The sequence below is a fragment of the Haloechinothrix aidingensis genome, from assembly GCF_013450155.1.
Lineage (GTDB): Bacteria > Actinomycetota > Actinomycetes > Mycobacteriales > Pseudonocardiaceae > Haloechinothrix > Haloechinothrix aidingensis.
In genome coordinates this window covers 424,353-444,224 of sequence record NZ_JACCKD010000001.1, presented here as the reverse complement: position 1 = coordinate 444,224, position 19,872 = coordinate 424,353, and the positions used below count along the sequence as shown (strand labels likewise).

Here is a 19,872-nt window from a genome sequence, read left to right as displayed (position 1 = left end):
TTGATGGCCATCGTGGTGTCCATTCAGCGATTCGGTGCGTCGGCGACACGATGATTGTCGCGTCCCCAGTCCCCACGCGGTGGTTGATCTCGATGGATGACGGCAGGTGGCACGCCTACCCGGCCGGGGAGGTGGCGCGGCATTACCCGCGCGCGTGCTGCGAGCGGGCGACGCGTGCGACCCGTGTGCTGGTCACCGGCGCCGCATCGCGGTGCGAGGCGTGCGCGGTGATTCCGATGAAGCTCCCGGCCGGTGCGGGTACCCCGACTCCCGCACCGGCCGGGTCCCTCGCAGGCGGCGGCCGATGAGCGCCCGGGGTCGCGAGCCGGAGGCTGAGCATCTTGCCGCCCTGCGGCGCAGTGTCGCTGCGGGGTTCGGCTTCCTGCACCTGCACGACCACGGCGGGCTGGCCGCTATCCACGCCGAGCGCTGGCGCGACGGTGCGGTGGACACGGTCACGGTGCGCGCTGCGGGCGAGGCGCTGGCAGCGCGGTACCGCGCGGAGGACTACGGCCGTGCCGGGGCGCACCCGCTGTGGCAGGCCACCGGCAGCGTCGCCGACGTCATCGACCGGCTGCTGGAGCTGCCGCCGCACGGCACCCCTGCCGCGCCGAGCCGCGCGGTGCGCCCGCGCGACCAGCTGTGGCTGCCGCAAGGGGTGCGGCTATGACGCTGGCACTGGTCGTGATGCTGTCCGCGACGGCGGCCCTGGTCGGGCTGATCGTCCTGGCCGACACCGTTGCCACCCGGCGCCTGCGCGCCCGGCGCACCGGCGGCGACAGGCGTGTCTCGGTGTGGCAGCTGCACCCCGACGGCGCCGAACAGCGCGGCAATGAGCGGCCACCTGCTCTCAGGACTCCGGTTCGAGAACCAGATCGACGTTCGCCAGCCGGAACGGGGCGGTCACCCCGTACCGCTCCGCCTCATCGGGGTCGCTGACCTCCCGGAACTCGTGGATCAGGCTCCGTTTCACCGCGAAGACGGCATCGCTTTCGATGTACGGGCTGTCGGCGACGAAGACGTGGGTGACGACCGGTGCGTGTCCGTCTGCGCTGACGATGATGTGGATGTGGGCAGGCCGGTACGGGTGGCGGTTCGTCTCGTTGAGCAACTGCCCCACCGGCCCGTCGGTCGGGATCGGGTAGTGGCTGGGTAGCACGGTGCGGAACCGGAACCGCCCCTCGGAGTCCGCGGTGAACAGTCCCCGGCCGTTGCCAAGGGGCTGGACATCGGGCTGTTGCACGTCGTAGAAGCCCTGGTCATTGGCCTGCCACACGTCGAGCTGGGCGCCGGGCAGCGGGGTCCCGTCGAGCGAGACCACCCGGCCCTCGACGACGCACGGCGGGCCGTCGCCCAGCAGGTCGATGCTGTCCCCGAGCCTGCGGGCGGGCGACTCGACGACGTGGAACGGCCCGAGCACGGTCGAGGCGGTAACAGCCTCCGGTCCCCTGGCGTTGAGGGTCTCCACCAGCATGGACACCCCGAGAACGTCGGAGAGCAGGATGAACTCCTGGCGCTTGTCGTCGCACATGTGCCCCACCGCGGTGAGGAACTCGATGGCCTTCTCCCATTCCGCCGAGGTGAGCTCGACGTCACGGACGAAGTCGTGCAGGTGCCGCACCAGGCTCGTCAGTACGTTCCGCAGCCGCGGGTCCGGAGTATCGGCGAAGCTCGCGATGACCGCGTCGGCGGCGTTCGACTCCGTGAAATCCGTAGCCATGTTCGCTCCCCAAATCTAGCGGGTCGCGCCGAGCCGCGTGCTGATCTCGGCTGCGGCCTTGATGACCACTGGGAGGTACTCGTTGTGGATGGTCTCCATGCTGACGTTCGCGGCGTGGCACGACATGCTCAGCGACGCGACCACCCGGTTGGTCGAGTCCCGTACCGGTGCGGAGAACGACCGCACGCCCTCCTCGAGCTCCTGGTCCACCAGTGCCCAGCCGTGCTCGCGGACCTCGAACAGCATCTCGCGCAGCCGGTCGACGTCGGTGACGGTGCGCGGGGTCAACGGATGCAGGGTGACCTGCCCGAGATACCTGTCGATCTCCCCGTCCGCCAGGCCGGCGAGCAGGACACGCCCCATCGACGTGGCATACGCCGGCAGCCGGGTACCCGTCGTGAGGGTGATGCTCATGACGCGCCCGGCCGGGACGCGCGCGATGTAGACCGCGTCCTCGCCGTCCAGCGCGGCCATCGAGCAGGTCTGGCCGGTCGTGCTGGTGACCTCCTCCATGAACGGCTGGGCGACCTCGGTCAGGTTCATCGACGACAGGTAGGCGTTGCCGAGGGAAAGCACGTGCGGGGTCAGCGAGTACAACCTGCCTTCCCTGCGCAGGTACCCCAGCTCCTCCAGAGTCAGCACGATACGCCGCACCGTGGGCTTGCTCAGCCCTGTCGCCTCGGCCAGCGCGGACAGGCTCAGTTGCGGGTGGTGGTTGGCGAAGGCCAGGATGACCGACAACCCTCGCTCGATCGACTGGATGTAGTCGTCACGATTGTCCGGCTTCACCATGGAGCTCTCCCCTACCGCATCGGGACGGGAAACGATCGGCGTCCCGTATAGCGTACGACTTGTAACAGCACTTGTGTCGATACGGCGAGAACTCCGGTGTCGGCGATACGGTCGGCGCCTGACGGTCTCCGCCGTCACCGCCGCCGGTACGTGGACAGCTTCCGCTCGTCGACCCGGACACCGAGCCCCGGCTCCCTCGGTACCCGGAGGTGGCCGTCGGAGTAGGTCAACGGCTGGGTGCTGACGTCGTCGGCCAGCAGCTTCGGCCCGAACAACTCACTGCCGAAGGACACGTTGGCGGTGGCACCGTAGACGTGTGCGGCGGCAGCCGTGCCGATCGAGGACTCGATGCTGGTGCCGCCGTGGCACGGGATCCCGGCGGCCTCGGCGACGGCCGCGGTCTTCCTCGTCCTGGTCAGACCACCCAGCTTGGGCACCTTCAGGGAGAACACGTCCCCCGCGTTGTGCCGGCAGACACGCAGCGCGTCGTGCACGCTCTGCAGGCTCTCGTCGACCATGAGCGGTGTGCGCAGGCGGTCCGCGAGCCGTCCCATGCCCTCGATGTTCCACCCGGGAATCGGTTGCTCGATCAGGTCGATCCCGCCGTCTTCCAGCTCCGGAAGCCACCGGGTCGCGGTCATCTCGTCCCACGCGGCGTTGAGGTCGACCCGCACGCTGGCGCGGTCACCAAGCGCCTTGGCTACCGCGAGCACGCGGTCGCAGTCGGCGCGCGGGTCCTGCGCGCCCATCTTGAGCTTGAAGCTCACATGCCCCTCGGAGAGGAGCTTGTCCTCCGCCTCGGCACTGACGCCGTCGGCCTCTTCCGCGCCCAGCGCCCAGGTGACCGGGATCGACTCGCGGTACAGCCCGCCGAGCAGGTCGTGGACCGGCACGCCGAGTGCCTGTCCCCAGATGTCGAACAGCGCCATCTCCAGGCACGCCTTCGCCGCCCGGTTACCGGCGGCGACGGTGTCCATGCGTTCGAGCGCGGCCTCGATGCGAGCGGCCGGATGCCCGAGCAGCGTGGGTGCGAGGTAGGTGTCGACGACGCTCTTGATCGCCTCCACGCTCTCCCCGCCCCACCAGGGACCGCCCGGGGTCGACGCCTCGCCGATGCCCTCCAGGCCGTCCTCCGTGCGCACGCGGCTCAGGACGTAGCTCTGGTGGTCGATGGTGGTGGACTTGAACTTGTGCGGGCGGATCGTCGGGAGGTCGACGATCACGGTCTCGACGGAGCGGATCCGCAAGGAGGGCATGCAGGTTCCTTTCAACGCGCACCTTCTCGGGTTCGGCGACGGGGGCGGGGTAGCCGGGCCGGACCCGGCTACCCCGCCGCATCGGCTACCCGGCCGGGGTGAGCCGGAACTCGTGCGAGGTGCTGTAGAAGGGCCGGCTCAGCCCGCGCTCGGACAGCTCCGCAGGGTCGTCGTGCTTGCGCAGGCTCAGGATCAACTCCGGCTTGACCGCGCTGGCGATATCCGAGTCCAGGTAGCGATCGCCCTCGAAGTACAGCTGCGTGGTCAGCGACTCGTAACCCTCCGCGGAGACCATGAAGTGCAGGTGGCCCGGTCGCCAGTCGTGCCAGCCCGCCGCGTTGAGCAGCTCCTCGACCGGCCCGCCGCGCGGGAGGTGGTACGACGGCGGCACGATGGTGCGCACCTCGAACCGGCCGTCGCCGTCAGCGGTCATGCGGCCACGCAGGTTGAAGGCAGGCGGCCCGTCGTGGACGTTCGAGTACAGGCAGTCCGCGTCGGCGTGCCACAGGTCCAGCACGGCGCCGGGGACGGGATCGCCCCCGGCGGAGAGCACCGTGCCGGACAGGATGAGCACGTCGCCTGCCTCGTCGTCCCGTTGCGGAAGCACGTAGGGCCGTTCCAGCCAGGGGGCTCCGGCTACGTAGTAGGGACCTTCGATGGTGCTGCCCGGGCCTGTCGCGTTGACCGCCTCCACCGTGTGCTCGAAGAACACGTCGGCGAACAGCGGCCACTCCCCGGCATGTCCGAGCCGGATGAGCCAGTCGAGGCCGGCCCGGTACTCGTCGTAGGTGACGCCGTGCTTGTCGAGCTGGGCGTTGACGGCGTCGATGATGTCGGACAGGACCTCGTGGGTACGTTGCTGCGATGTCACAGCTTCTCCTTGTCGGTGAGGCTGCCGTCGCGCTGGGTCAGCGACGGTTGTGGATGCTGACGTCGTCGGGGTTGATCAGGTCGGGAACGGTCCAGCCGTCCAGGTCGTACTCGGCCATGCACTGCTCGGCCATGGCCTTCATGCCGTCCGCCGTGCCTGCGTTCTCGTGCGCGGCGAGCATCTCGAAACGGACGTTCTCGTGGTTACCCGAGTAGTTGACCTCGTAGAGCTCGTGACGGCTGCCGAACTCGCTGCCGATCGAGTCCCAGATCAGCTTCATCAGCTTGACCCGGTCGACGGACTCGTAGCCGTTCGAGCCACGCACGTACTGGTCAAGGTACGGCCGGATCTCCGGTTCCTTGAAGTCGCGTGCGTTGGAGTTGAGGTAGATCAGCGAGCTGCCGAGGTCCTTCTCGATGATCTGTTTGATCTGGGGGTAGCCCTGCGTCATGAACCACCGGTACGCCAGCCCGTAGTCCAGGTTGGGCAGCAACGCCCCGTCCTTCCACTCGTTCGGCGTCCTCGCCATGGCGTCGGACAGGCCCCAGAACATGTTGCGCCACGCGAGCACCTCACCGACGCGGGTCTGGATACCCCGGAAGTCCTTGGTCCCGGTGACCTCGACGCCCTTCATCAGCAGGCCCGCGAGGAAGTCCAGCTTGACCGCCAGCCGCGTGACGCCGTGGAAGGTGAACCGGTGCAGGAACCCGGAGCCGGGGAAGAACGTGCTGGCCTTCTCCGTGTCCCCGAAGATGAACACGTTCTCCCAGGGGATCTTCACCTTGTCGAGAATGAAGATCGTGTCGTTCTCGTCCATCCTGGACGACAGCGGGTAGTCGAACGGGCTCCCGATGGCGTCGGCCTGCATGGAGTAGGAGTGCCTGCAGATCAGCTTCATGCCCGGTGCGTTCATCGGCACGGTGCACACGAGCGCGAACTGGCGCTCCTTGATCGGGAGACCGTAGTGCGCGATGAAGTTGTAGTGCGTCAGGGCCGAGCCGGTCGCTACCACCTTCGCGCCGGACACGATGAGGCCGTCGTCGCGCTCCTCCTCGACGTGGATGAACACGTCCTTGACGTCATCGGGATTCTTGTGCCGGTCCACAGGGGGATGGATGATCGCGTGGTTCCAGTACAGCAGCTTCTCCTGCGACTCGCGGTACCAGCGCCGCGCGTTGTCGGCGAACGGCTCGTAGAAGTCCGCGTTCGCGCCGAGCGTGCCGAGGAAGCTGGCCTTGTAGTCGGGGCTACGGCCCATCCATCCGTAGGTCATCCGCGCCCACTCCGCGATCGCGTCACGGTCGGCAAGCAGGTCGTCCACACTGTACGGAGTGCGGAAGAACGGGTGCGTGAATCCCCCGTTTCCGGTGTCGGTGGGCCTGGTCAGCACATCCTTCTTGTCCGGGTCGTGCAGCCCGTCGTACAGCCGCGCGGTCATGCGCACCGGGTTACGAAACGCCGGATGCGTGGTGACATCGCTGACCTTCTCCCCGTAGAGCCACAGCTCCCGGCCGTCGCGCAAGCTGTCGATGTACTCCTCGCCGGTCATGGGACGCTGCGTGGCCTCGGGGGCCACGGTCGGGTTGATCTGCTCCTGTGACGTCACTGAGCCCTCCTCGATGGGTTTCGACGTACGGGGTTGTTTTCAGGCGATGCCGACCAGGCGGCTCTGGCTCGACGGGCAGTCCAGCGATTCCAGCCAGGGGGCGAACTCGAAGGCGGGCCCGAGCTCGCGGAACTTGCCCCGGTAGAAGACAAGCGGGTCTCCCTCGGTGACCGCGAGCTCGTCGACCTCGCCGAGGTAGAGCACGTGGTCACCGCCGTCGTAGGCGCGCCACGGGCTGCAGGCGAGGTGCGCGAGCACTCCGGACAGTCGAGGCGGGCCCGTCGCGGGCCGGACCCATTCCACCGGCTCGTCCCGCGGTTTGCCCGCGAAATGCAGCGCAAGGTCGTCCTGCGCCTCGGCGAGCACGTTCACGGAGAACGGGCGATCGGACAGGTACGAGCACAGCTTCGTCCGGCGGTCGAGCGAGACGAGCACCAGTGGCGGATCCAGCGACACGGCCGTGAAGGCGTTGACGGTCGCGCCGTGCGGGCTCCCGTCCACATCACAGCTGATCACCGTCACACCGCTGGCGAAGTGTCCGAGGCAGTTCCGAAGCTCGCGTGGCTCGATCGGCATGACGCCTCCTGGTTGTACGGTATCCGTACTTTTTATACGCATTCCGGTTGACACGAGTCACTATGCGGCCAAGGATGGGTTGTGTCAACAGTCACTACCGGCGAAGGAGCGGGGATGCTCTTCCACGCACGGATGCGCGTGCGCCTGCCGCACGACCTGGATCAGGACACGGCCGACCGGCTGAAGGAGCTGGAACGGCAGCAGGCGCAGGAACTACAGCGCGACGGTCGCTGGCGGCATCTGTGGCGCGTCGCGGGCGAGTACGCCAACATCAGCGTGTTCGATGTCGGTTCGCCGGACGAGCTGCACCGGCTGATCTCCCAGCTACCCCTGTTCCCGTACATGGACGTGGAGGTGACACCGCTGGCCAGGCATCCCTCCGCGATCAGCGACGATGCCGCGTTCGACGAGCCGGGGTCGTGACGACGAGCGGCGATCCGGGAAGGGAGCTTGGGTGAGTAACCAGTGCTCGCACCGGTTGATGTTGACGCCGTGACCGGCGAAGTACACGACCAGCTGGTCGACTCCCGCCCCGCCGATGAGCTCCGTGACCGCGTCACAGATCAGCTTCGGGGTGACCTCGCGGCCATCCGCATCCGTGATCAGCTTCGCCCGGTCCGCACCCATCCGCTGGCTCAGGGCCCACTCGTGCATGGCGGCCGCACCGGCCGCGGCATCACGAAGCGGGGTGAGGTCACCACTGCGGTCCACCCCGATGTAGACGCCGGCGCGGTGACAACACACCGCGAGCGAGTGAAACCGAACCGTGACACGGCGATACGCGCTACCCTCGACGCGGGTGCGACGGTTCGCGCACGCACGGAACGGCCCAGCAGGCGGTACAGCATGGCGGTACAGCTCAACCACACCATCGTCGCGGCTCGCGACAAGGCGGCGTCGGCGCGCTTCCTCGCCGAGCTGCTCGGACTGTCCGAGCCCCGGCCGTTCGGACCGTTCATGACCGTCGAGACCGATAACGGGGTCACCCTCGACTACGCGGACGAGGCCGGGGAGATCACCAAACAGCACTACGCCTTCCTCGTCGGCGAAGCCGAGTTCGACACCATCTTCGGCCGTATCCAGGAACGTGGGCTGCCGTACTGGGCCGACCCCGGACATCACCAGCCAGGCACGATCAACACCCGGGACGGCGGGCGCGGCGTGTACTTCGAGGATCCGGACGGTCACAGCCTGGAGATCATTACCCGCCCGTACGGCGGCAGCCAGTAACCCGTTCGCGCCGCGCATCCACCTCGACCGGCACGTTCACGGCTCCGGCTCACCGCACGCGGCGGGCGAGGCTCGGGTCGGGTTCGCCGTAAGCCTCCGGGTGCAGGATGCCTGCCAGCGCCTCGACACCATCCACCAGCCGGGGACCGGGACGGGCGAAGGCCGCGTTCGCGTCGACGGCCCACACGGGGAGCCCGTCCGGCAGCACGCCTGCCCGGACGACGTCACCGGCATGCTCGACGGACTCGTCCAGGGCGAACCCGCACGGCGCGCTGATGACCACCTCGGGATCAGCGGAGGTGACGCTGTCCCAGTCGGTACGGAACGAGCGTTCCCCCGAACGCCCCAGCACACACTCGCCACCCGCGGCGTGCACCATGTCCGGCACCCAATGACCGGGGGCGTACGGCGGGTCGGTCCACTCCAGTACCAGCGCCCGGGCCGTACCGCGACCAGCCACGCTCCCGCGCACGTCGTCGAGGCGCCGCGAGAGCGCGGTTACCAGCCGCCCGGCCTCGGTCGAGGTGCCCGTGGCGTCGCCGATGGTGTTGATCGACTTGAGCACCTCGGAAAGGGTGTGCGGATCGATCGTCAGCACCTCGGCGGAGGAACCCAGGAACGTCAGGGCCTCCTGCACGGTCGAGACGCTCGCCGCGCACACCGCGCACAGGTCCTGGGTGATCACCAGCTCGGCATCAAGCCCGGCCAGCGCGTCCGTATCGAGGTGGTAGAGGTCCTCTCCCGCCTCCTTGCGCCGGGTAACGGCAGCGTCGATCTCGGCAGGACTGAGCCCCTCCTGCAGGGTGCTCGTGGAGACCACGCGGCGTGTACGGGCCTCCGGCGGGTGGTCGCACTCGAACGTCACGCCGACGACATGGTCACCGAGCCCGAGCGCGAACAGGATCTCGGTGGTCGACGGCAGCAGCGAGACGATGCGCATACCACCACGGTAACGTCGTCGACCAAGCGCAAACTCGCGCAAACCTGGGGATATCTACTACTCGCGTTCGTCGGCTACGCCTGGTTCGGCACGGAGATGGGGGCTGGGGTAATCGCGATCCTTTCCGCGCTAGTGATCGTCTACACGCTGTTCCAGGCTCCAGTCTGGTGCTGCGCCAAGACACGCGACGGAGACTTCTGCCGCAACAACTCGTACGGGATCCTCGTGGGGTGCTACCTACGCCAGCACAGATGGGAGAAGTTCAGGCTGGCCGCCCGGGCGTCGACGTGGAGTAGCCTCATCCGTCGCGTATGCTCCGGATTCCACGGTGCGGCGGCATCCTTCTCCGCCCTGGCCGCATCCGTATCAGCCATGGCAGCAGTGGCATCGCTCGCGGTCGGGTCGTGAACGCGGCGCGATTCGATCCGAACCGGGTGCAGTGTGCATCGCTGGATATGCGAACCGTTCTCGGCGACAATTTGTCGCCTTATCGACACATATCTGTGCCATCACATCGGGGTCCTTCGGCGATTTCGAGCCGGCGGAGGCCGGGCACCCCATGGACTGGACCTCGACCGCGGTCGAGGCTCTAGGGTGCGGATCATGCCAACAGCTGAGACGGGAACAGATCTGTCCGCGGGCCGGGATACATTCGGCCGTCAGGGATTCGGCGCGATGCGGTTGCGCGATGGAAGTGCCGACGGCACCGACCGCGACCCGGTGGCCGTAGTCCACGCCGCCCTTGATGCGGGCATCACGATGGTGGACACCGCGGATGCCTACCAGAATGAAGAGCTGGTCGGCAGGACCATCCGAGAGCGCCGTGATGAAGTGCTGCTGGCCAGCAAGTTCGGGTTGGTATGGCGGGATGAGCTCGCTGGCGGGTTCGACGTACGGGCCGACCCGTCGTACGTGCGGCAGGCGAGCGAGGCGAGCTTGCGACGGCTCGGTGTCGACGTGATCGACCTCTACTACCTGCACCATCGCAGCGATACGGTCCCCATCGAGGAGACCGTCGGAGCCATGGCCGAACTGGTCGACCAGGGAAAGGTGCGTGCCCTCGGACTGTCCAATGTGACCGCCAAGGACCTCCGCCGCGCACACGCCGTTCATCCGATCGCGGCGCTTCAGGAACAGTGGTCAGTGGTGCAGCGCGACATCGAGCAGGAACTGCTTCCTACCGTGGCCGACCTCGGAGTGGCCGTCGTGGCCCACTCCCCGAACGGTCATGGACTCCTCCACCGGCCCCCGAGCACAGCCGATGGACGGGTAGCCAGCGGCCTGAACACGGCGCTCGGCGAGATCGCCAGCACACACGACGCCACGAGCGGGCAGGTTGCGCTTGCCTGGGTGCACCACCGGCAGCAGGAACACGGCGTGCCAGTCGTCCCGATCCCCGGGACCACCAGCGTCCGCCACCTACGTTCCAACCTCGCCGCGGCCGACCTGAGCCTGTCCGACGACGAACTGCGCAGGCTCGATACGTTCCGCGCTACATCGTGACCCGCGCACCGTGTATCGCAATCGCTTCTGCATCGTCGACCTCAGCCGTGGTCGTGGCTGAGGTCGACGATGCAGAAGCGATTGCTGTCCGGGTCCGCGAGCACGACGAAGTCCGGGTCCTCCGGATACATATCCCAGTCGACTCGCGCGGCGCCGAGAGCGACGAGACGATCGGCCTCGGCCCTCTGCTCGGCCGCACTGGCTACGTGCAGGTCCAGGTGCAACCGCGGATGTTCCTGCGGTGGCGTGTTGCTCTTGTGCAGCGCGATCTTGGTTCCCGTACCGCCCGATGGTGGGACGAGCACCATCCCGAACCCGCCGAAGCCGTCTGTGCGCTTCTCGTACCCGAGCGTTTCGGGCAGGAAGTTGACGGGGTCGTGGTTGATCAGCCGCGCCGGGAACTCGTCTTGTGCCAACCCTCAGCGGATCAAGATCGATTCGACTCGAGGAGGAGCTCGGTTCGTACCGTGCCCCAGCCTGAGGCTGACGCTGTCCACTCAAGGAACGGTTACCGGACGCCCAGCTGCTCCATGGAAGGAGTGCCGTGGGTGCCGTCGTTCCCCGGGTGTCCCTGGCGCGCACGTGGTCACCGGTGTCGCCGTCCCTGGAGCAGCGAGACGGTGAGCGCGGCGGCGAGCACGGCGATGCAGTACAGCGACCGCCAGCCGGACTCGGTGAGGGAAGCCGTGAGCACGACGCCGACCAACAGATTCAGTACTGATTGGAGGGTGGGGCCGCGCAGCCGAACGTAGGAGGCGATGCTGAGCAGGTACAGCACCACGAAGGTCGCGCTGGTCGCGGCGAGGGCGTCGACAAGCAACGCGGGGAACACGGCGAGCACTGTTCCCACCACGAGAAACAGCACGGTGAGCAGGCCGAGCGCGCGGCGCGGTACCCCGCGCCCCGTCGTGGTCGCCAGCGCAGCAGGCAGAATCGCCGAGCGGCTCGCGCCGACCACGAGCTGGCTGACGCCCCAGATCCAGGACACGGCATTGAGCACCATCGCGCCGACCGCGATCGCGGTGACCACGGCGACGACGAGTTGTCTTGGCCGGAGGTGCTCGGCGAGCTGCAGCAACCCGGTGATGCCGTCCACCGCCGGGGCGGGAACGCTGACCGCGATCGCCGCGGTCAGCAGCACGGTCAGCAGCCCGTAGATGCTCAGCGCGATCACACTGACCGGCAGGAAGTCCCTGTCCGGTGCACGGAACTGCCTGCTCAGGAAGGTCAGATTTTCGAAACCTGCGAACGCCCAGAAGGCGAGCAGTACCCCTGGCACCACCAGTCCAAGGGTCTCCACCTGCGGTGCGATCGGCGATGCGCCGTCGGCGATAGGTATCGCCGAGCACACCAGCACCACTGCCATCACCACCAGCGCCGCAGCGCTTGCGCGCTGCGCGCGCGTATTCGCGCGTGCGCCCGCAGCGTTGACCGCGACCGCGGCGAGCAACACCCCGGCCGCGGTCGCGATCTGAACACCGGGACCAGCACCGAGCGCTCGCATCGCGTACCGCCCCGCGACAAGCGCACCGCCGGGAAGGCCCACGACGACCAGCGCCACGAACAGGATCGGGACGCATCGGCCGAGCGCCACACCGAGGCCGGCGCTGATGAAAGCTTCAATGCCATCGCCGGTCGGGTACAGGCGCACCATGTCCCGGAACATCAGCAGCATCGGCAAGCACAGCACGGTCGCCAGCGCCCACACGAGCAAGCTGTTCCGCCCCACCTCGGCGTACACGGCGGATGGCAGGAACAGGATGCCGGAACCGGCCACCGAGCCCACCGCGAGCGGTACTGCTTGCCACCGGGACAACCGCGCGCGATCGGGAGCCGACTGATGTTCGGTCGTCGTGCTGCTCATACCGACACCATGACAAACTAGGCCGGGCACGCGATGGCAAATCGTGCCGCCAAATAGACTGATAGAGCAATAATCAACACAAACGATCTCACTTTGGAGTCAATAATGGCACGTTCTGAACTGGACGGTGTTGATCGGCGGATTCTGGACGAGTTGCAACGAGAGGGGCGGTTGCCGAACACCACCCTCGCCGAGCGCGTACGACTGTCTCCGTCGCCGTGCCTGCGCCGCGTGCACGGCATGGAAAGCAGCGGCGTGATCAGTGGCTACCGCGCGGAGGTCGACCGGTTCGCCGTCGGGCTTGGGCTCACCGTGTTCGTCGAGATCAAGGTGTCCGGGCATTCCCGGGAAGTCGCCGACCAGATCGAGCAGGCGGTCGCATCGATCCCCGAGGTGATCGGATGTCACCTGGTGTCCGGTGTGGCAGATTTCCTACTCGAGGTGGTCGTCGCCGACCTGCAGACCTACGAGCGGCTCCTACTCGACACCTTGCTCACCCTTCCCGGAGTAGAAGACGTGCGTAGCAACTTCTCCCTGCGCGCGGTCAAGCCAGCCAGCCCGCTCCCGCTGGACCACCTGCGCCGGACATGACACGTCACCCGGCGAGCCGGACGAGGAACGGCTTGCTGACATTGCCCCGAGACCTCATTCGGTGCCGTAATGGCACCATCAGCGGATGAATCTGCGGGATGTGCCCGACGCCCTGCGGCACCTAGCGGATTTCCCTGTCAATGGTGGGACGAGCACCGTCCAATGGTGGGACGAGCACCGTCCCGAACCCGCCGAAGCCGTCCATGCGGCTCTCGTAGCCGAGCGCCTCGCACCAGAATGCCGCTGCTCGATCAACGTTTTCCACACCCAGCGCAATCACACCAAAGCTCAACACGGAAGCAGTCTGGCAGGAGGAGTCCCGCGGCTCTGACGCCTGTTCTGGCCCTGTCACTGGGCGAGTTTGACGCTGCGTCCGCTCGGCCGGATTCTGCCGACGCTGCCGCTTCGTGATCCGTTGCGCAAGCGGATGGTCTATCGAAACCACTGTCGGGCCCTCTGGATAGCGTGCTCGTCAGGATCACAGCTCAGGCGATAGGCAGGCACCATGGCGTCGAATGACAACGCACCGGCTGCGACTGCTCTCGGGATGACGTTCGACTGCGCCGACGCAACCGCGCAGGCACGATTCTGGGCCCTCGCGTTGGGTTATGTGCGGTCGCCTCCTCCCGAGGGCTGGGAGACGTGGGAGGCCTTCCTCGCCGATCAGGGCGTACCGCCGGATGAATGGAGCGACGGAGCGGCCATCCGCGATCCGGCCGGCGTACAACCGGCGATTTCGTTTCTGACGGTTCCCGAGCGCAAGCAGGCGAAGAACCGCCTGCACCTCGATCTGAAGGTGTCCGGGGGCAGGCACGTCGACACCGACGAGCGGACAGAGCGGATCGACGCCAAAGTCACCGAGCTGGTCGCCGCAGGTGCCCATGTGCACGAACACCACGTCATCCAGGGCCACCTGGACCACGTGGTGATGCTTGATCCCGAGGACAACGAGTTCTGCGTGGTCTGATCAACCACGGCCGCTCACCCGCGGTTACCGTGTGCACCCAACCTGACCGTGCCTGCCCCGTCGTCCTACCCTCGGCACATGGCCACCTACTACGCCGTGCACCCGGAGAACCCGCAACGGCGCTTCATCGGCCGCGCCGTGGACACCGTCCGCAACGACGGCCTGATCGCCTACCCCACCGACTCCTGCTTCGCACTCGGCACGCAGCTCGGGAACCGTGACGGGATCGACCGGATCAGGAGCATCCGCCGGCTGGACAACCGGCACCACTTCACGCTGCTCTGCAGGGACTTCTCGCAGCTCGGCCAGTTCGCGCACGTGGACAACACGGTCTTCCGCGCCATCAAGGCGACGACCCCCGGCAGCTACACCTTCATCCTGCCCGCGACCAAGGAGGTGCCGCGCAGGCTGATGCACCCGAAGAAGAAGACGGTCGGGGTGCGGATCTCGGGGCACCTGGTGGCACAGGCGCTGGTCGAGGAGCTGGGTGAGCCGCTGCTGTCCAGCACCCTGCTGCTGGCAGGCGAGGAGGAGCCGATGACCAACGGCTGGGAGATCAAGGAACGCCTGGACAACCAGGTGGACGCGGTCCTCGACTCGGGCGACTGCGGTACCGAGCCGACCACGGTGATCGACTTCTCCAACAACGAGGTCGAGATCGTCCGGACCGGGGCGGGCGACACGGCACCGTTCGAGTAGGCGGCCGGGCAGCACTTGCCCGTCACACTGCCTCCGCCGCCTGCCAGACGACCACGAAGCGCGCACCACCGTCCGGGGAGTCACCGGTCGCCACCCTGCCCCCTCGGCGGCGAACGAGCTCGGCGACCAGCGCGAGACCGAGCCCCGACCCGCCCGATGTGCGGGCGCGATCGTCCGTCACCCGGTAGAACCTGTCGAACACCCGCTCGCGATGCTCGGCGGGGATGCCGGGCCCGTCGTCGTCGACGACCACCCGCGCCCACGACCCTGCGCCGAGCACCGACAGCACGACCTGCGCGTGCGCATGCCCGCACGCGTTGCGCAGCAGGTTGTCCAGTACCAGCTCGACCTCGGAGTGGGTCGCAGCCGCCCAGACCTCACCGCCCGGCGCGCTGACCCGCACCAGCAGCGACTCCGCCGAGCAGCGCCGTACCGCGGCCCGGGACTCGCTCACCAGCTCCACGGGGGTGGCCGCGGGCCGCTCCCCGGCATCGGACCTGGCGAGCGCGAGCAGCCCGTCGAGCAACGCACTCAGCCGCTCGGACTCGGTGAGCACATCGGTGAGTACGTCGTGGCTGGTGTCGGGATCCGGGTTCGCGACGGCGACCTCGGCCTGCGCCCGGATGGATGTCACCGGCGAGCGCAGCTCGTGCGCGGCGTCCCCGGTGAACCGCCGTAGCTTGTCCGTGGCCTCGCGCTGGCGCGCGAGCAACCCGTTGAACTCGTCGGCCAGCGCCCGCAACTCGTCCTCGGAGGGCGGCAGCGGTAGCCGCTCCTCGGGACCGAGCCTGCGCAGCGCGCGGCGCATCCGGCTCACCGGCCGCAGCGCGGACCCGACCGCGAACCACGTCGTCAGGCCGGCTGTCACGGCGCCCAGCCCCGCAATGCCGAGCAGCCAGCGCGACGCGTCGTGCACGACAGCGGCGAACCCGACGAGACCCGTACCGGCCACCACCAGCCGCTGCGCGCCGTCGGGGGCGGTGGCTACGGTGCCGTGCCAGCGCACGGGCGGATCCCCGGCCACGCTCACGGGGAGCCCGCTCTTGAGGGTGCGCACGGCCGGTGCGTCGAGCGCGGCCGCCCGCCCGCCATCGGTGGGCCGCCCCGCGGTGTCCAGCACGCGCACACGCAAACCCGGCGGGTTGTCGACGGGCTCGCCGCTCTCCACCTCGGCGACGGCGGCCGCGCGCGCCACGGCCAGCTCCTCGTCGACGGACTTCGTGAGCAGCGGCCCGAGCAGCCGCCCGCCGAGACCGGCGAGTACGAGCAGGACGGCGAGGGTCACCACAGTCGCCAGCATGGTGATGCGGAACCGCAACGAACGGCGCGACCACAGGGCGGGCAGGCTGCGCATCGGTCACAACTCACCGTTGCCGACCTGGTACCCGTGCCCGCGTACGGTCCGCACGACGTCCGCGGCGCCCACTGCCTCAAGCTTGCGCCGCAGGTAACCGACGTAGACCTCCACGACGTTGCGGCTCGCCGCCTGCTCGTCGCCCCACACCTCGGTGAGCAGTTCATCCTTGGTGAGCACGGCCCCCGGCCGGCATGCGAGCACTTCGAGCAGCGCGAACTCGCGCGGGCTCAGCGTGACCGGCGTGTCGTGCCAGCGAACCTCGCGTGCGTCCCTGTCCACGAGCAACCCGCCGATGCGCAGCGAACCACGTCCCGAGGTGGCGCTCGACCTGCGCATCACGGCGCGCAGCTGGGCGACGAGCACCACGAAGGAGAACGGCTTCACCAGGTACCCGTCCGCCCCCAGATCGAGCCCGTCGGCCTGGTCGATCTCACCGTCCTTCGCCGAGACGAGAAGCACCGGCGTGCGCACCCCTTCCGCGCGGAGCTGCTGCAGGACCCGGTACCCGGACAGCCCGGGGATCATGATGTCGAGCAGCACGGCGTCGAACGAGCCGGTCCGCGCGAGGCGGAGCGCATTCTCCCCGTCCGCGGCCACCGTGACGTCCATGCCCTCCGCACCGAGCCCGCGTTGCAGCGCCTTGCGGACTCCCAACTCGTCGTCGACCACAAGTACCCGAGGTTTCACGACTGCGAGCATGCCCCCCTTCGGACGCGTACCACGCACGTTCTCAGCACTCTCTCAGCGGTGCTTGCCACTCTCAGGGCTATCTCAGCACCGGGAGAGCAACGTGAACGGTGTGCATGAAGCACACTAGTTGCACAACAAGGGGAGAGCAGCATGAAACCGAGAACCAAGGCGCTGACCGCGGCGGTGACGGGCACCGCACTCGGTATCAGCGGGCTGGCCGTGCTGGCCGTGCCCGCGGGGGCGGGCGCCGACCCGGAGTTGCCGGAGATCAGCCCGGAAGAGCTTGTCGAGTCCGCCCTCGCGGCCGACCCACCTGCGTTCGCGGGGACGGTGGGCGTCGACGAGCGGATCGGCCTGCCCGAGATCCCGGGCAACGACCTGACGAACCTCGACTCCGCGCGGGTCTGGCACGACGGGGACGCCGGCTCCCGGCTCGCCATCGAGCGGGAATCCGCGGAGCGGACGATCGTGCACAACTCCGACGGGGTGTGGATGTACGACTCGCAGGAGAACACCGCCACCCGGTATCCCGCTCCCGAGAAGACCCATGGGGGCGAGCAGGGCCCGCCGCCCGCGCAGATGGGGGCGAACGACCCCGCGGGCGCGTCCACCGAGATCATCGACGCGCTGCGGGAGTCCAGCACGATCACGGTGGACGGCACCGCGCGCGTCGCGGACCGGTCGGCGTACGAGCTGATCCTCACTCCGAAGCCCGAGGAACGCACCGTGCTGCGCGAGGTCAAGATCGCGGTGGACGCCGAGACCCGGCTACCGCTGCGGTTCGAGGTGCTGCCTGCGGGCTCGCCCGAGCCAGTGCTCAGCGCAGGCTTCACCGGCATCGACTTCGGTGAGCAGCCGGCTGACCTGTTCTCGTTCACGCCGCCGGACGGTGCCCGTGTCGTCGAGGGGGATCCCGGCGAGCACGCACAGCCCGGTGACCTCCCGGATCCCGAAGCGGGGCTCGAGAACCTCGCCGACGCGAGCCCGGTCGGTGACGGCTGGGACACGGTGCTGACCGGGACCCTTCCCGAAGGGGCGCTCAGCGGGGGTGCCGATGCCGAGGGTCCGCCCGAGCACGGCCAGGACCCGGCGGGTCCCGGTCCGCAGGCGTTGCTCGAGCAGTCGGGTGAGCGCGTGTCGGGTGACTTCGGTTCGGGTTACGTGATCACGACCCGCGCGGGCACCGCGCTGGTCACCGACGACGGCCGCTTCGCCGTGGGTGCCGTGCCACAGCAGGTCGTCACCGAGGCGCTGGAGGAGTCGTGAGCGCGACAGACATCCACGCGCGGGGAGCCACCTCGACTCGGGGGGAGGTGGCTCCCACCTCGGGTGGGGCAGGCGCGGACGGTGCCCCGTCCGCGCTGGTCGCCCGTACCCGAGGGCTGCGCAAGGTCTACCGCGGCGCTGTCGCGGTAGACAGCGTCGACATGGACGTGCCCGAAGGCGCCGTGCTCGGGATGCTCGGACCGAACGGTTCGGGCAAGACCACGATGATCCGGATGCTGCTCGGCCTCGTCCGCCCCACGGAGGGCGAGGTCGAGCTGCTCGGACAGCCGATGCCGGATGCGGCGGGCAGGGCGTTGCCGCATGTCGGTGCCCTGGTCGAGGGGCCGGGGTTCCACCCGTTCCTGTCCGGCAGGGAGAACCTGCTGCGTGTGGCAGCCGCCGAGCCGTTGCTTGCCACCTCCGGCACCCGGGACGCGGTCGGTGCCGCGCTCGAACGGGTCGGCCTGTCGGGGGCGGCTGACCGCAAGTACCGCGGTTACTCGCTCGGGATGAAGCAGCGCCTCGGGCTCGCGGGCGCGCTGCTCGTGCCGCGCAAGCTCGTCGTGCTGGACGAGCCGACCAACGGGCTCGACCCCGCGGGTACCCGCGAGGTCCGCGGGATCATCGGCGAGCTACGCGAGTCCGGCGTCAGCGTGCTCGTGTCCTCCCACCTGCTCGCCGAGGTGGAGGCGACGTGCACCCACGTCGTGGTGCTGCACGAGGGGACGGTCGTCGCGCAGGGCTCGCTCGACACGCTGCTCGACTCCGGCAGCCCCGCTCTCCTGGTATCCACACCGGACGCGGAGTCAGCGGTGGAGGCGCTTCGCCGGAACCGGACTCCGGCACGCCTCGCCCCCGGCGGGGTACGCGTCGACCTGACCGCCACGGAACCGTCCACGGTCGTCGAGACCCTTGTCCGCTACGGGGTCGCGGTCGACGAGGCGCGCAGGGAACGGACCGGGCTGGAGGACGTGTTCGCGCGGCTCACGCAGGCCGACGCGGACGGGCCCGCACCGGACGCCGAACCCGACCATGTCGTCATGCGGGAGGTCTCATCGTGACTACTGTGGATACCCTGGCCGCCGGGTGGCGGCCCACACGGGCAGCCGCACCGTTCACCCGGCTCGTGTGGTCCGAACTGAGGTGGATCTTCCGCAGACCGCGCACGCTCGTGGTGCTGGGGATACTCGGTGCCATACCCGTGATCATCGGGCTGTCCGTCCACCTTTCCGGCTCCGCCGATGGCGGTCCTCCCGGCGGGGAGGCTCCCCTTTTCGTGACGTTCGCGTCGAGCGCCCTCGCCCTGCCGGTCGGGACGCTGTCGGTCACGCTGATGTTCCTCCTGCCGCTCACGGTGGCGATGGTCGGCGCGGACGCGATCGCCGGAGAGCAGTCGCACGGCACGTTGCGCGGCTGGCTGCTCGCGCCGGTGACACGCGGCAGGCTGCTGACCGTCAAGGCGCTGGGTGTCGCTGTCGCCGCGCTCGTCGCGGTAACGCTGATGACCTTGACGGGCGTGGTGACCGGGTTCGTCCTCGGTGGGACCGACGGGTTGTTCACGCTGTCCGGTACGTCGCTGACCGTCGCCGAGGCGCTCGGCAGGATCGGTATCACGATCAGCTGGGTCGCCGTGCAGCTCTTCGCGGTCGGGGCTGTCGCGCTCGCGATCTCGACGTTCACCGAGCACCCGATGGTGGTCGTGGCCGGCATTCTCGCCGGCGACATCCTGTTCGGTGTGTTGCTGATGCTCACGGCCGTGGACTGGCTGCACCCGTTCCTGCTGACCGTGTCGTGGACCACCGCCCTGCCCGATGTGCTGCGTGACCCGATCCCCACGGGGACGCTGACCGAGGGGGCATTGCGCGCCGGGTGCTACATGCTGATCGGCCTGTCGATCGCCTACGCCCGCCTCACCGCGAAGGACGGCTGAGCGTGGCCACGTAG

Annotated in this window: 22 protein-coding genes; 10 read left to right on the top strand and 12 right to left on the bottom strand. The window is 68.6% G+C overall.

Going from position 1 to position 19,872, the window contains the following annotated elements:
* Positions 1-304: 304 nt before the first annotated feature.
* On the top strand, positions 305-670 hold the full coding sequence (locus H0B56_RS02125; RefSeq protein ID WP_180891210.1) for a hypothetical protein: 366 nt from the start codon (positions 305-307) through the stop codon (positions 668-670).
* A gap of 180 nt (positions 671-850) precedes the next feature.
* On the opposite strand, the gene H0B56_RS02120 is transcribed toward H0B56_RS02125, so the two are convergent.
* From H0B56_RS02120 to H0B56_RS02095, 6 genes are all read right to left on the bottom strand, one after another.
* The gene (locus tag H0B56_RS02120) at positions 851-1,720 is read right to left on the bottom strand and encodes a dioxygenase family protein (RefSeq protein ID WP_180891209.1); all 870 of its coding nucleotides are present in this window, start codon (positions 1,718-1,720) and stop codon (positions 851-853) included.
* Positions 1,721-1,735: 15 nt separating this feature from the next.
* Positions 1,736-2,512 (bottom strand): IclR family transcriptional regulator domain-containing protein, encoded by a 777-nt coding sequence (locus H0B56_RS02115; RefSeq protein WP_180891208.1) that lies wholly within the window; start codon positions 2,510-2,512, stop codon positions 1,736-1,738.
* A gap of 134 nt (positions 2,513-2,646) precedes the next feature.
* Positions 2,647-3,768: a muconate cycloisomerase family protein gene (locus H0B56_RS02110; RefSeq protein ID WP_180891207.1), complete on the bottom strand. Its 1,122-nt coding sequence runs from the start codon at positions 3,766-3,768 to the stop codon at positions 2,647-2,649.
* 85 nt (positions 3,769-3,853) lie between these two features.
* Positions 3,854-4,639 carry a dioxygenase family protein gene (locus tag H0B56_RS02105; RefSeq protein WP_180891206.1) on the bottom strand — a complete coding sequence of 262 codons (786 nt, stop codon included), beginning with the start codon at positions 4,637-4,639 and terminating at the stop codon, positions 3,854-3,856.
* A 37-nt stretch (positions 4,640-4,676) separates the two neighbouring features.
* A complete protein-coding gene (locus tag H0B56_RS02100; protein ID WP_180891654.1) occupies positions 4,677-6,188 on the bottom strand; it encodes a 4-hydroxyphenylacetate 3-hydroxylase N-terminal domain-containing protein in 1,512 nt (503 codons plus the stop codon).
* 96 nt (positions 6,189-6,284) lie between these two features.
* On the bottom strand, positions 6,285-6,821 hold the full coding sequence (locus tag H0B56_RS02095; RefSeq protein ID WP_180891205.1) for a flavin reductase family protein: 537 nt from the start codon (positions 6,819-6,821) through the stop codon (positions 6,285-6,287).
* 114 nt (positions 6,822-6,935) lie between these two features.
* Here H0B56_RS02095 and catC point away from each other — a divergent pair, with 114 nt between their 5' ends.
* Together catC and H0B56_RS02085 are read left to right on the top strand one after the other, a co-directional pair.
* A complete protein-coding gene (gene catC, locus H0B56_RS02090) occupies positions 6,936-7,244 on the top strand; it encodes a muconolactone Delta-isomerase (protein WP_180891653.1) in 309 nt (102 codons plus the stop codon).
* Between the two features lie 423 nt (positions 7,245-7,667).
* The gene (locus tag H0B56_RS02085; protein ID WP_180891652.1) at positions 7,668-8,051 is read left to right on the top strand and encodes a VOC family protein; all 384 of its coding nucleotides are present in this window, start codon (positions 7,668-7,670) and stop codon (positions 8,049-8,051) included.
* 49 nt (positions 8,052-8,100) lie between these two features.
* Here the strand turns inward: H0B56_RS02085 and H0B56_RS02080 are convergent, their stop codons facing one another.
* Positions 8,101-8,991 (bottom strand): cobalamin-binding protein, encoded by an 891-nt coding sequence (locus H0B56_RS02080; protein WP_180891204.1) that lies wholly within the window; start codon positions 8,989-8,991, stop codon positions 8,101-8,103.
* A gap of 603 nt (positions 8,992-9,594) precedes the next feature.
* On the opposite strand from H0B56_RS02080, the gene H0B56_RS02075 reads away from it, so the two are divergent.
* The gene (locus H0B56_RS02075; RefSeq protein ID WP_246360778.1) at positions 9,595-10,494 is read left to right on the top strand and encodes an aldo/keto reductase; all 900 of its coding nucleotides are present in this window, start codon (positions 9,595-9,597) and stop codon (positions 10,492-10,494) included.
* A 41-nt stretch (positions 10,495-10,535) separates the two neighbouring features.
* On the opposite strand, the gene H0B56_RS02070 is transcribed toward H0B56_RS02075, so the two are convergent.
* A complete protein-coding gene (locus H0B56_RS02070; protein WP_246360777.1) occupies positions 10,536-10,910 on the bottom strand; it encodes a VOC family protein in 375 nt (124 codons plus the stop codon).
* Positions 10,911-11,080: 170 nt separating this feature from the next.
* Positions 11,081-12,358, bottom strand: a complete 1,278-nt coding sequence (locus tag H0B56_RS02065; RefSeq protein WP_180891203.1) for an APC family permease — start codon at positions 12,356-12,358, stop codon at positions 11,081-11,083.
* 105 nt (positions 12,359-12,463) lie between these two features.
* Between H0B56_RS02065 and H0B56_RS02060 the strand changes: the two genes are divergently transcribed.
* On the top strand, positions 12,464-12,949 hold the full coding sequence (locus H0B56_RS02060; protein WP_180891202.1) for an Lrp/AsnC family transcriptional regulator: 486 nt from the start codon (positions 12,464-12,466) through the stop codon (positions 12,947-12,949).
* 121 nt (positions 12,950-13,070) lie between these two features.
* On the opposite strand, the gene H0B56_RS02055 is transcribed toward H0B56_RS02060, so the two are convergent.
* Positions 13,071-13,244: a VOC family protein gene (locus tag H0B56_RS02055; protein ID WP_180891201.1), complete on the bottom strand. Its 174-nt coding sequence runs from the start codon at positions 13,242-13,244 to the stop codon at positions 13,071-13,073.
* A gap of 210 nt (positions 13,245-13,454) precedes the next feature.
* On the opposite strand from H0B56_RS02055, the gene H0B56_RS02050 reads away from it, so the two are divergent.
* Together H0B56_RS02050 and H0B56_RS02045 are read left to right on the top strand one after the other, a co-directional pair.
* Positions 13,455-13,916, top strand: coding sequence for a VOC family protein (locus tag H0B56_RS02050; protein ID WP_246360776.1), 462 nt, complete (start codon positions 13,455-13,457; stop codon positions 13,914-13,916).
* Positions 13,917-13,994: 78 nt separating this feature from the next.
* Positions 13,995-14,615, top strand: coding sequence for an L-threonylcarbamoyladenylate synthase (locus H0B56_RS02045; RefSeq protein WP_180891200.1), 621 nt, complete (start codon positions 13,995-13,997; stop codon positions 14,613-14,615).
* A 22-nt stretch (positions 14,616-14,637) separates the two neighbouring features.
* Here the strand turns inward: H0B56_RS02045 and H0B56_RS02040 are convergent, their stop codons facing one another.
* A complete protein-coding gene (locus H0B56_RS02040; protein ID WP_180891199.1) occupies positions 14,638-15,969 on the bottom strand; it encodes an ATP-binding protein in 1,332 nt (443 codons plus the stop codon).
* A gap of 3 nt (positions 15,970-15,972) precedes the next feature.
* A complete protein-coding gene (locus H0B56_RS02035) occupies positions 15,973-16,671 on the bottom strand; it encodes a response regulator transcription factor (protein WP_180891198.1) in 699 nt (232 codons plus the stop codon).
* A 141-nt stretch (positions 16,672-16,812) separates the two neighbouring features.
* Here H0B56_RS02035 and H0B56_RS02030 point away from each other — a divergent pair, with 141 nt between their 5' ends.
* The 3 genes from H0B56_RS02030 to H0B56_RS02020 are packed head-to-tail and all read left to right on the top strand — an operon-like array spanning position 16,813 to position 19,858.
* Complete coding sequence (locus H0B56_RS02030) at positions 16,813-17,928, top strand: LolA family protein (RefSeq protein ID WP_180891197.1); 1,116 nt, start codon at positions 16,813-16,815, stop codon at positions 17,926-17,928.
* Positions 17,929-17,975: 47 nt separating this feature from the next.
* Positions 17,976-18,989 (top strand): ABC transporter ATP-binding protein, encoded by a 1,014-nt coding sequence (locus H0B56_RS02025; protein WP_343063752.1) that lies wholly within the window; start codon positions 17,976-17,978, stop codon positions 18,987-18,989.
* Positions 18,986-19,858: an ABC transporter permease gene (locus H0B56_RS02020; RefSeq protein WP_343063715.1), complete on the top strand. Its 873-nt coding sequence runs from the start codon at positions 18,986-18,988 to the stop codon at positions 19,856-19,858. The genes H0B56_RS02025 and H0B56_RS02020 overlap by 4 nt, the downstream gene beginning before the upstream one ends.
* Positions 19,859-19,872 lie beyond the last annotated feature (14 nt).

What these genes read in the sequence shown, in the direction of transcription:
- H0B56_RS02030 (WP_180891197.1), top strand. Translation starts at nt 16,813, where the DNA reads ATGAAACCGAGAACCAAGGCGCTGACCGCGGCGGTGACGGGCACCGCA.
- H0B56_RS02095 (WP_180891205.1), bottom strand. Translation starts at nt 6,821, where the DNA reads ATGCCGATCGAGCCACGCGAGCTTCGGAACTGCCTCGGACACTTCGCC.
- H0B56_RS02115 (WP_180891208.1), bottom strand. Translation starts at nt 2,512, where the DNA reads ATGGTGAAGCCGGACAATCGTGACGACTACATCCAGTCGATCGAGCGA.
- H0B56_RS02100 (WP_180891654.1), bottom strand. Translation starts at nt 6,188, where the DNA reads ATGACCGGCGAGGAGTACATCGACAGCTTGCGCGACGGCCGGGAGCTG.
- H0B56_RS02045 (WP_180891200.1), top strand. Translation starts at nt 13,995, where the DNA reads ATGGCCACCTACTACGCCGTGCACCCGGAGAACCCGCAACGGCGCTTC.
- H0B56_RS02040 (WP_180891199.1), bottom strand. Translation starts at nt 15,969, where the DNA reads ATGCGCAGCCTGCCCGCCCTGTGGTCGCGCCGTTCGTTGCGGTTCCGC.
- H0B56_RS02120 (WP_180891209.1), bottom strand. Translation starts at nt 1,720, where the DNA reads ATGGCTACGGATTTCACGGAGTCGAACGCCGCCGACGCGGTCATCGCG.
- H0B56_RS02110 (WP_180891207.1), bottom strand. Translation starts at nt 3,768, where the DNA reads ATGCCCTCCTTGCGGATCCGCTCCGTCGAGACCGTGATCGTCGACCTC.
- H0B56_RS02060 (WP_180891202.1), top strand. Translation starts at nt 12,464, where the DNA reads ATGGCACGTTCTGAACTGGACGGTGTTGATCGGCGGATTCTGGACGAG.
- H0B56_RS02050 (WP_246360776.1), top strand. Translation starts at nt 13,455, where the DNA reads ATGGCGTCGAATGACAACGCACCGGCTGCGACTGCTCTCGGGATGACG.
- H0B56_RS02085 (WP_180891652.1), top strand. Translation starts at nt 7,668, where the DNA reads ATGGCGGTACAGCTCAACCACACCATCGTCGCGGCTCGCGACAAGGCG.
- H0B56_RS02035 (WP_180891198.1), bottom strand. Translation starts at nt 16,671, where the DNA reads ATGCTCGCAGTCGTGAAACCTCGGGTACTTGTGGTCGACGACGAGTTG.
- catC (WP_180891653.1), top strand. Translation starts at nt 6,936, where the DNA reads ATGCTCTTCCACGCACGGATGCGCGTGCGCCTGCCGCACGACCTGGAT.
- H0B56_RS02080 (WP_180891204.1), bottom strand. Translation starts at nt 8,991, where the DNA reads ATGCGCATCGTCTCGCTGCTGCCGTCGACCACCGAGATCCTGTTCGCG.
- H0B56_RS02075 (WP_246360778.1), top strand. Translation starts at nt 9,595, where the DNA reads ATGCCAACAGCTGAGACGGGAACAGATCTGTCCGCGGGCCGGGATACA.
- H0B56_RS02065 (WP_180891203.1), bottom strand. Translation starts at nt 12,358, where the DNA reads ATGAGCAGCACGACGACCGAACATCAGTCGGCTCCCGATCGCGCGCGG.
- H0B56_RS02125 (WP_180891210.1), top strand. Translation starts at nt 305, where the DNA reads ATGAGCGCCCGGGGTCGCGAGCCGGAGGCTGAGCATCTTGCCGCCCTG.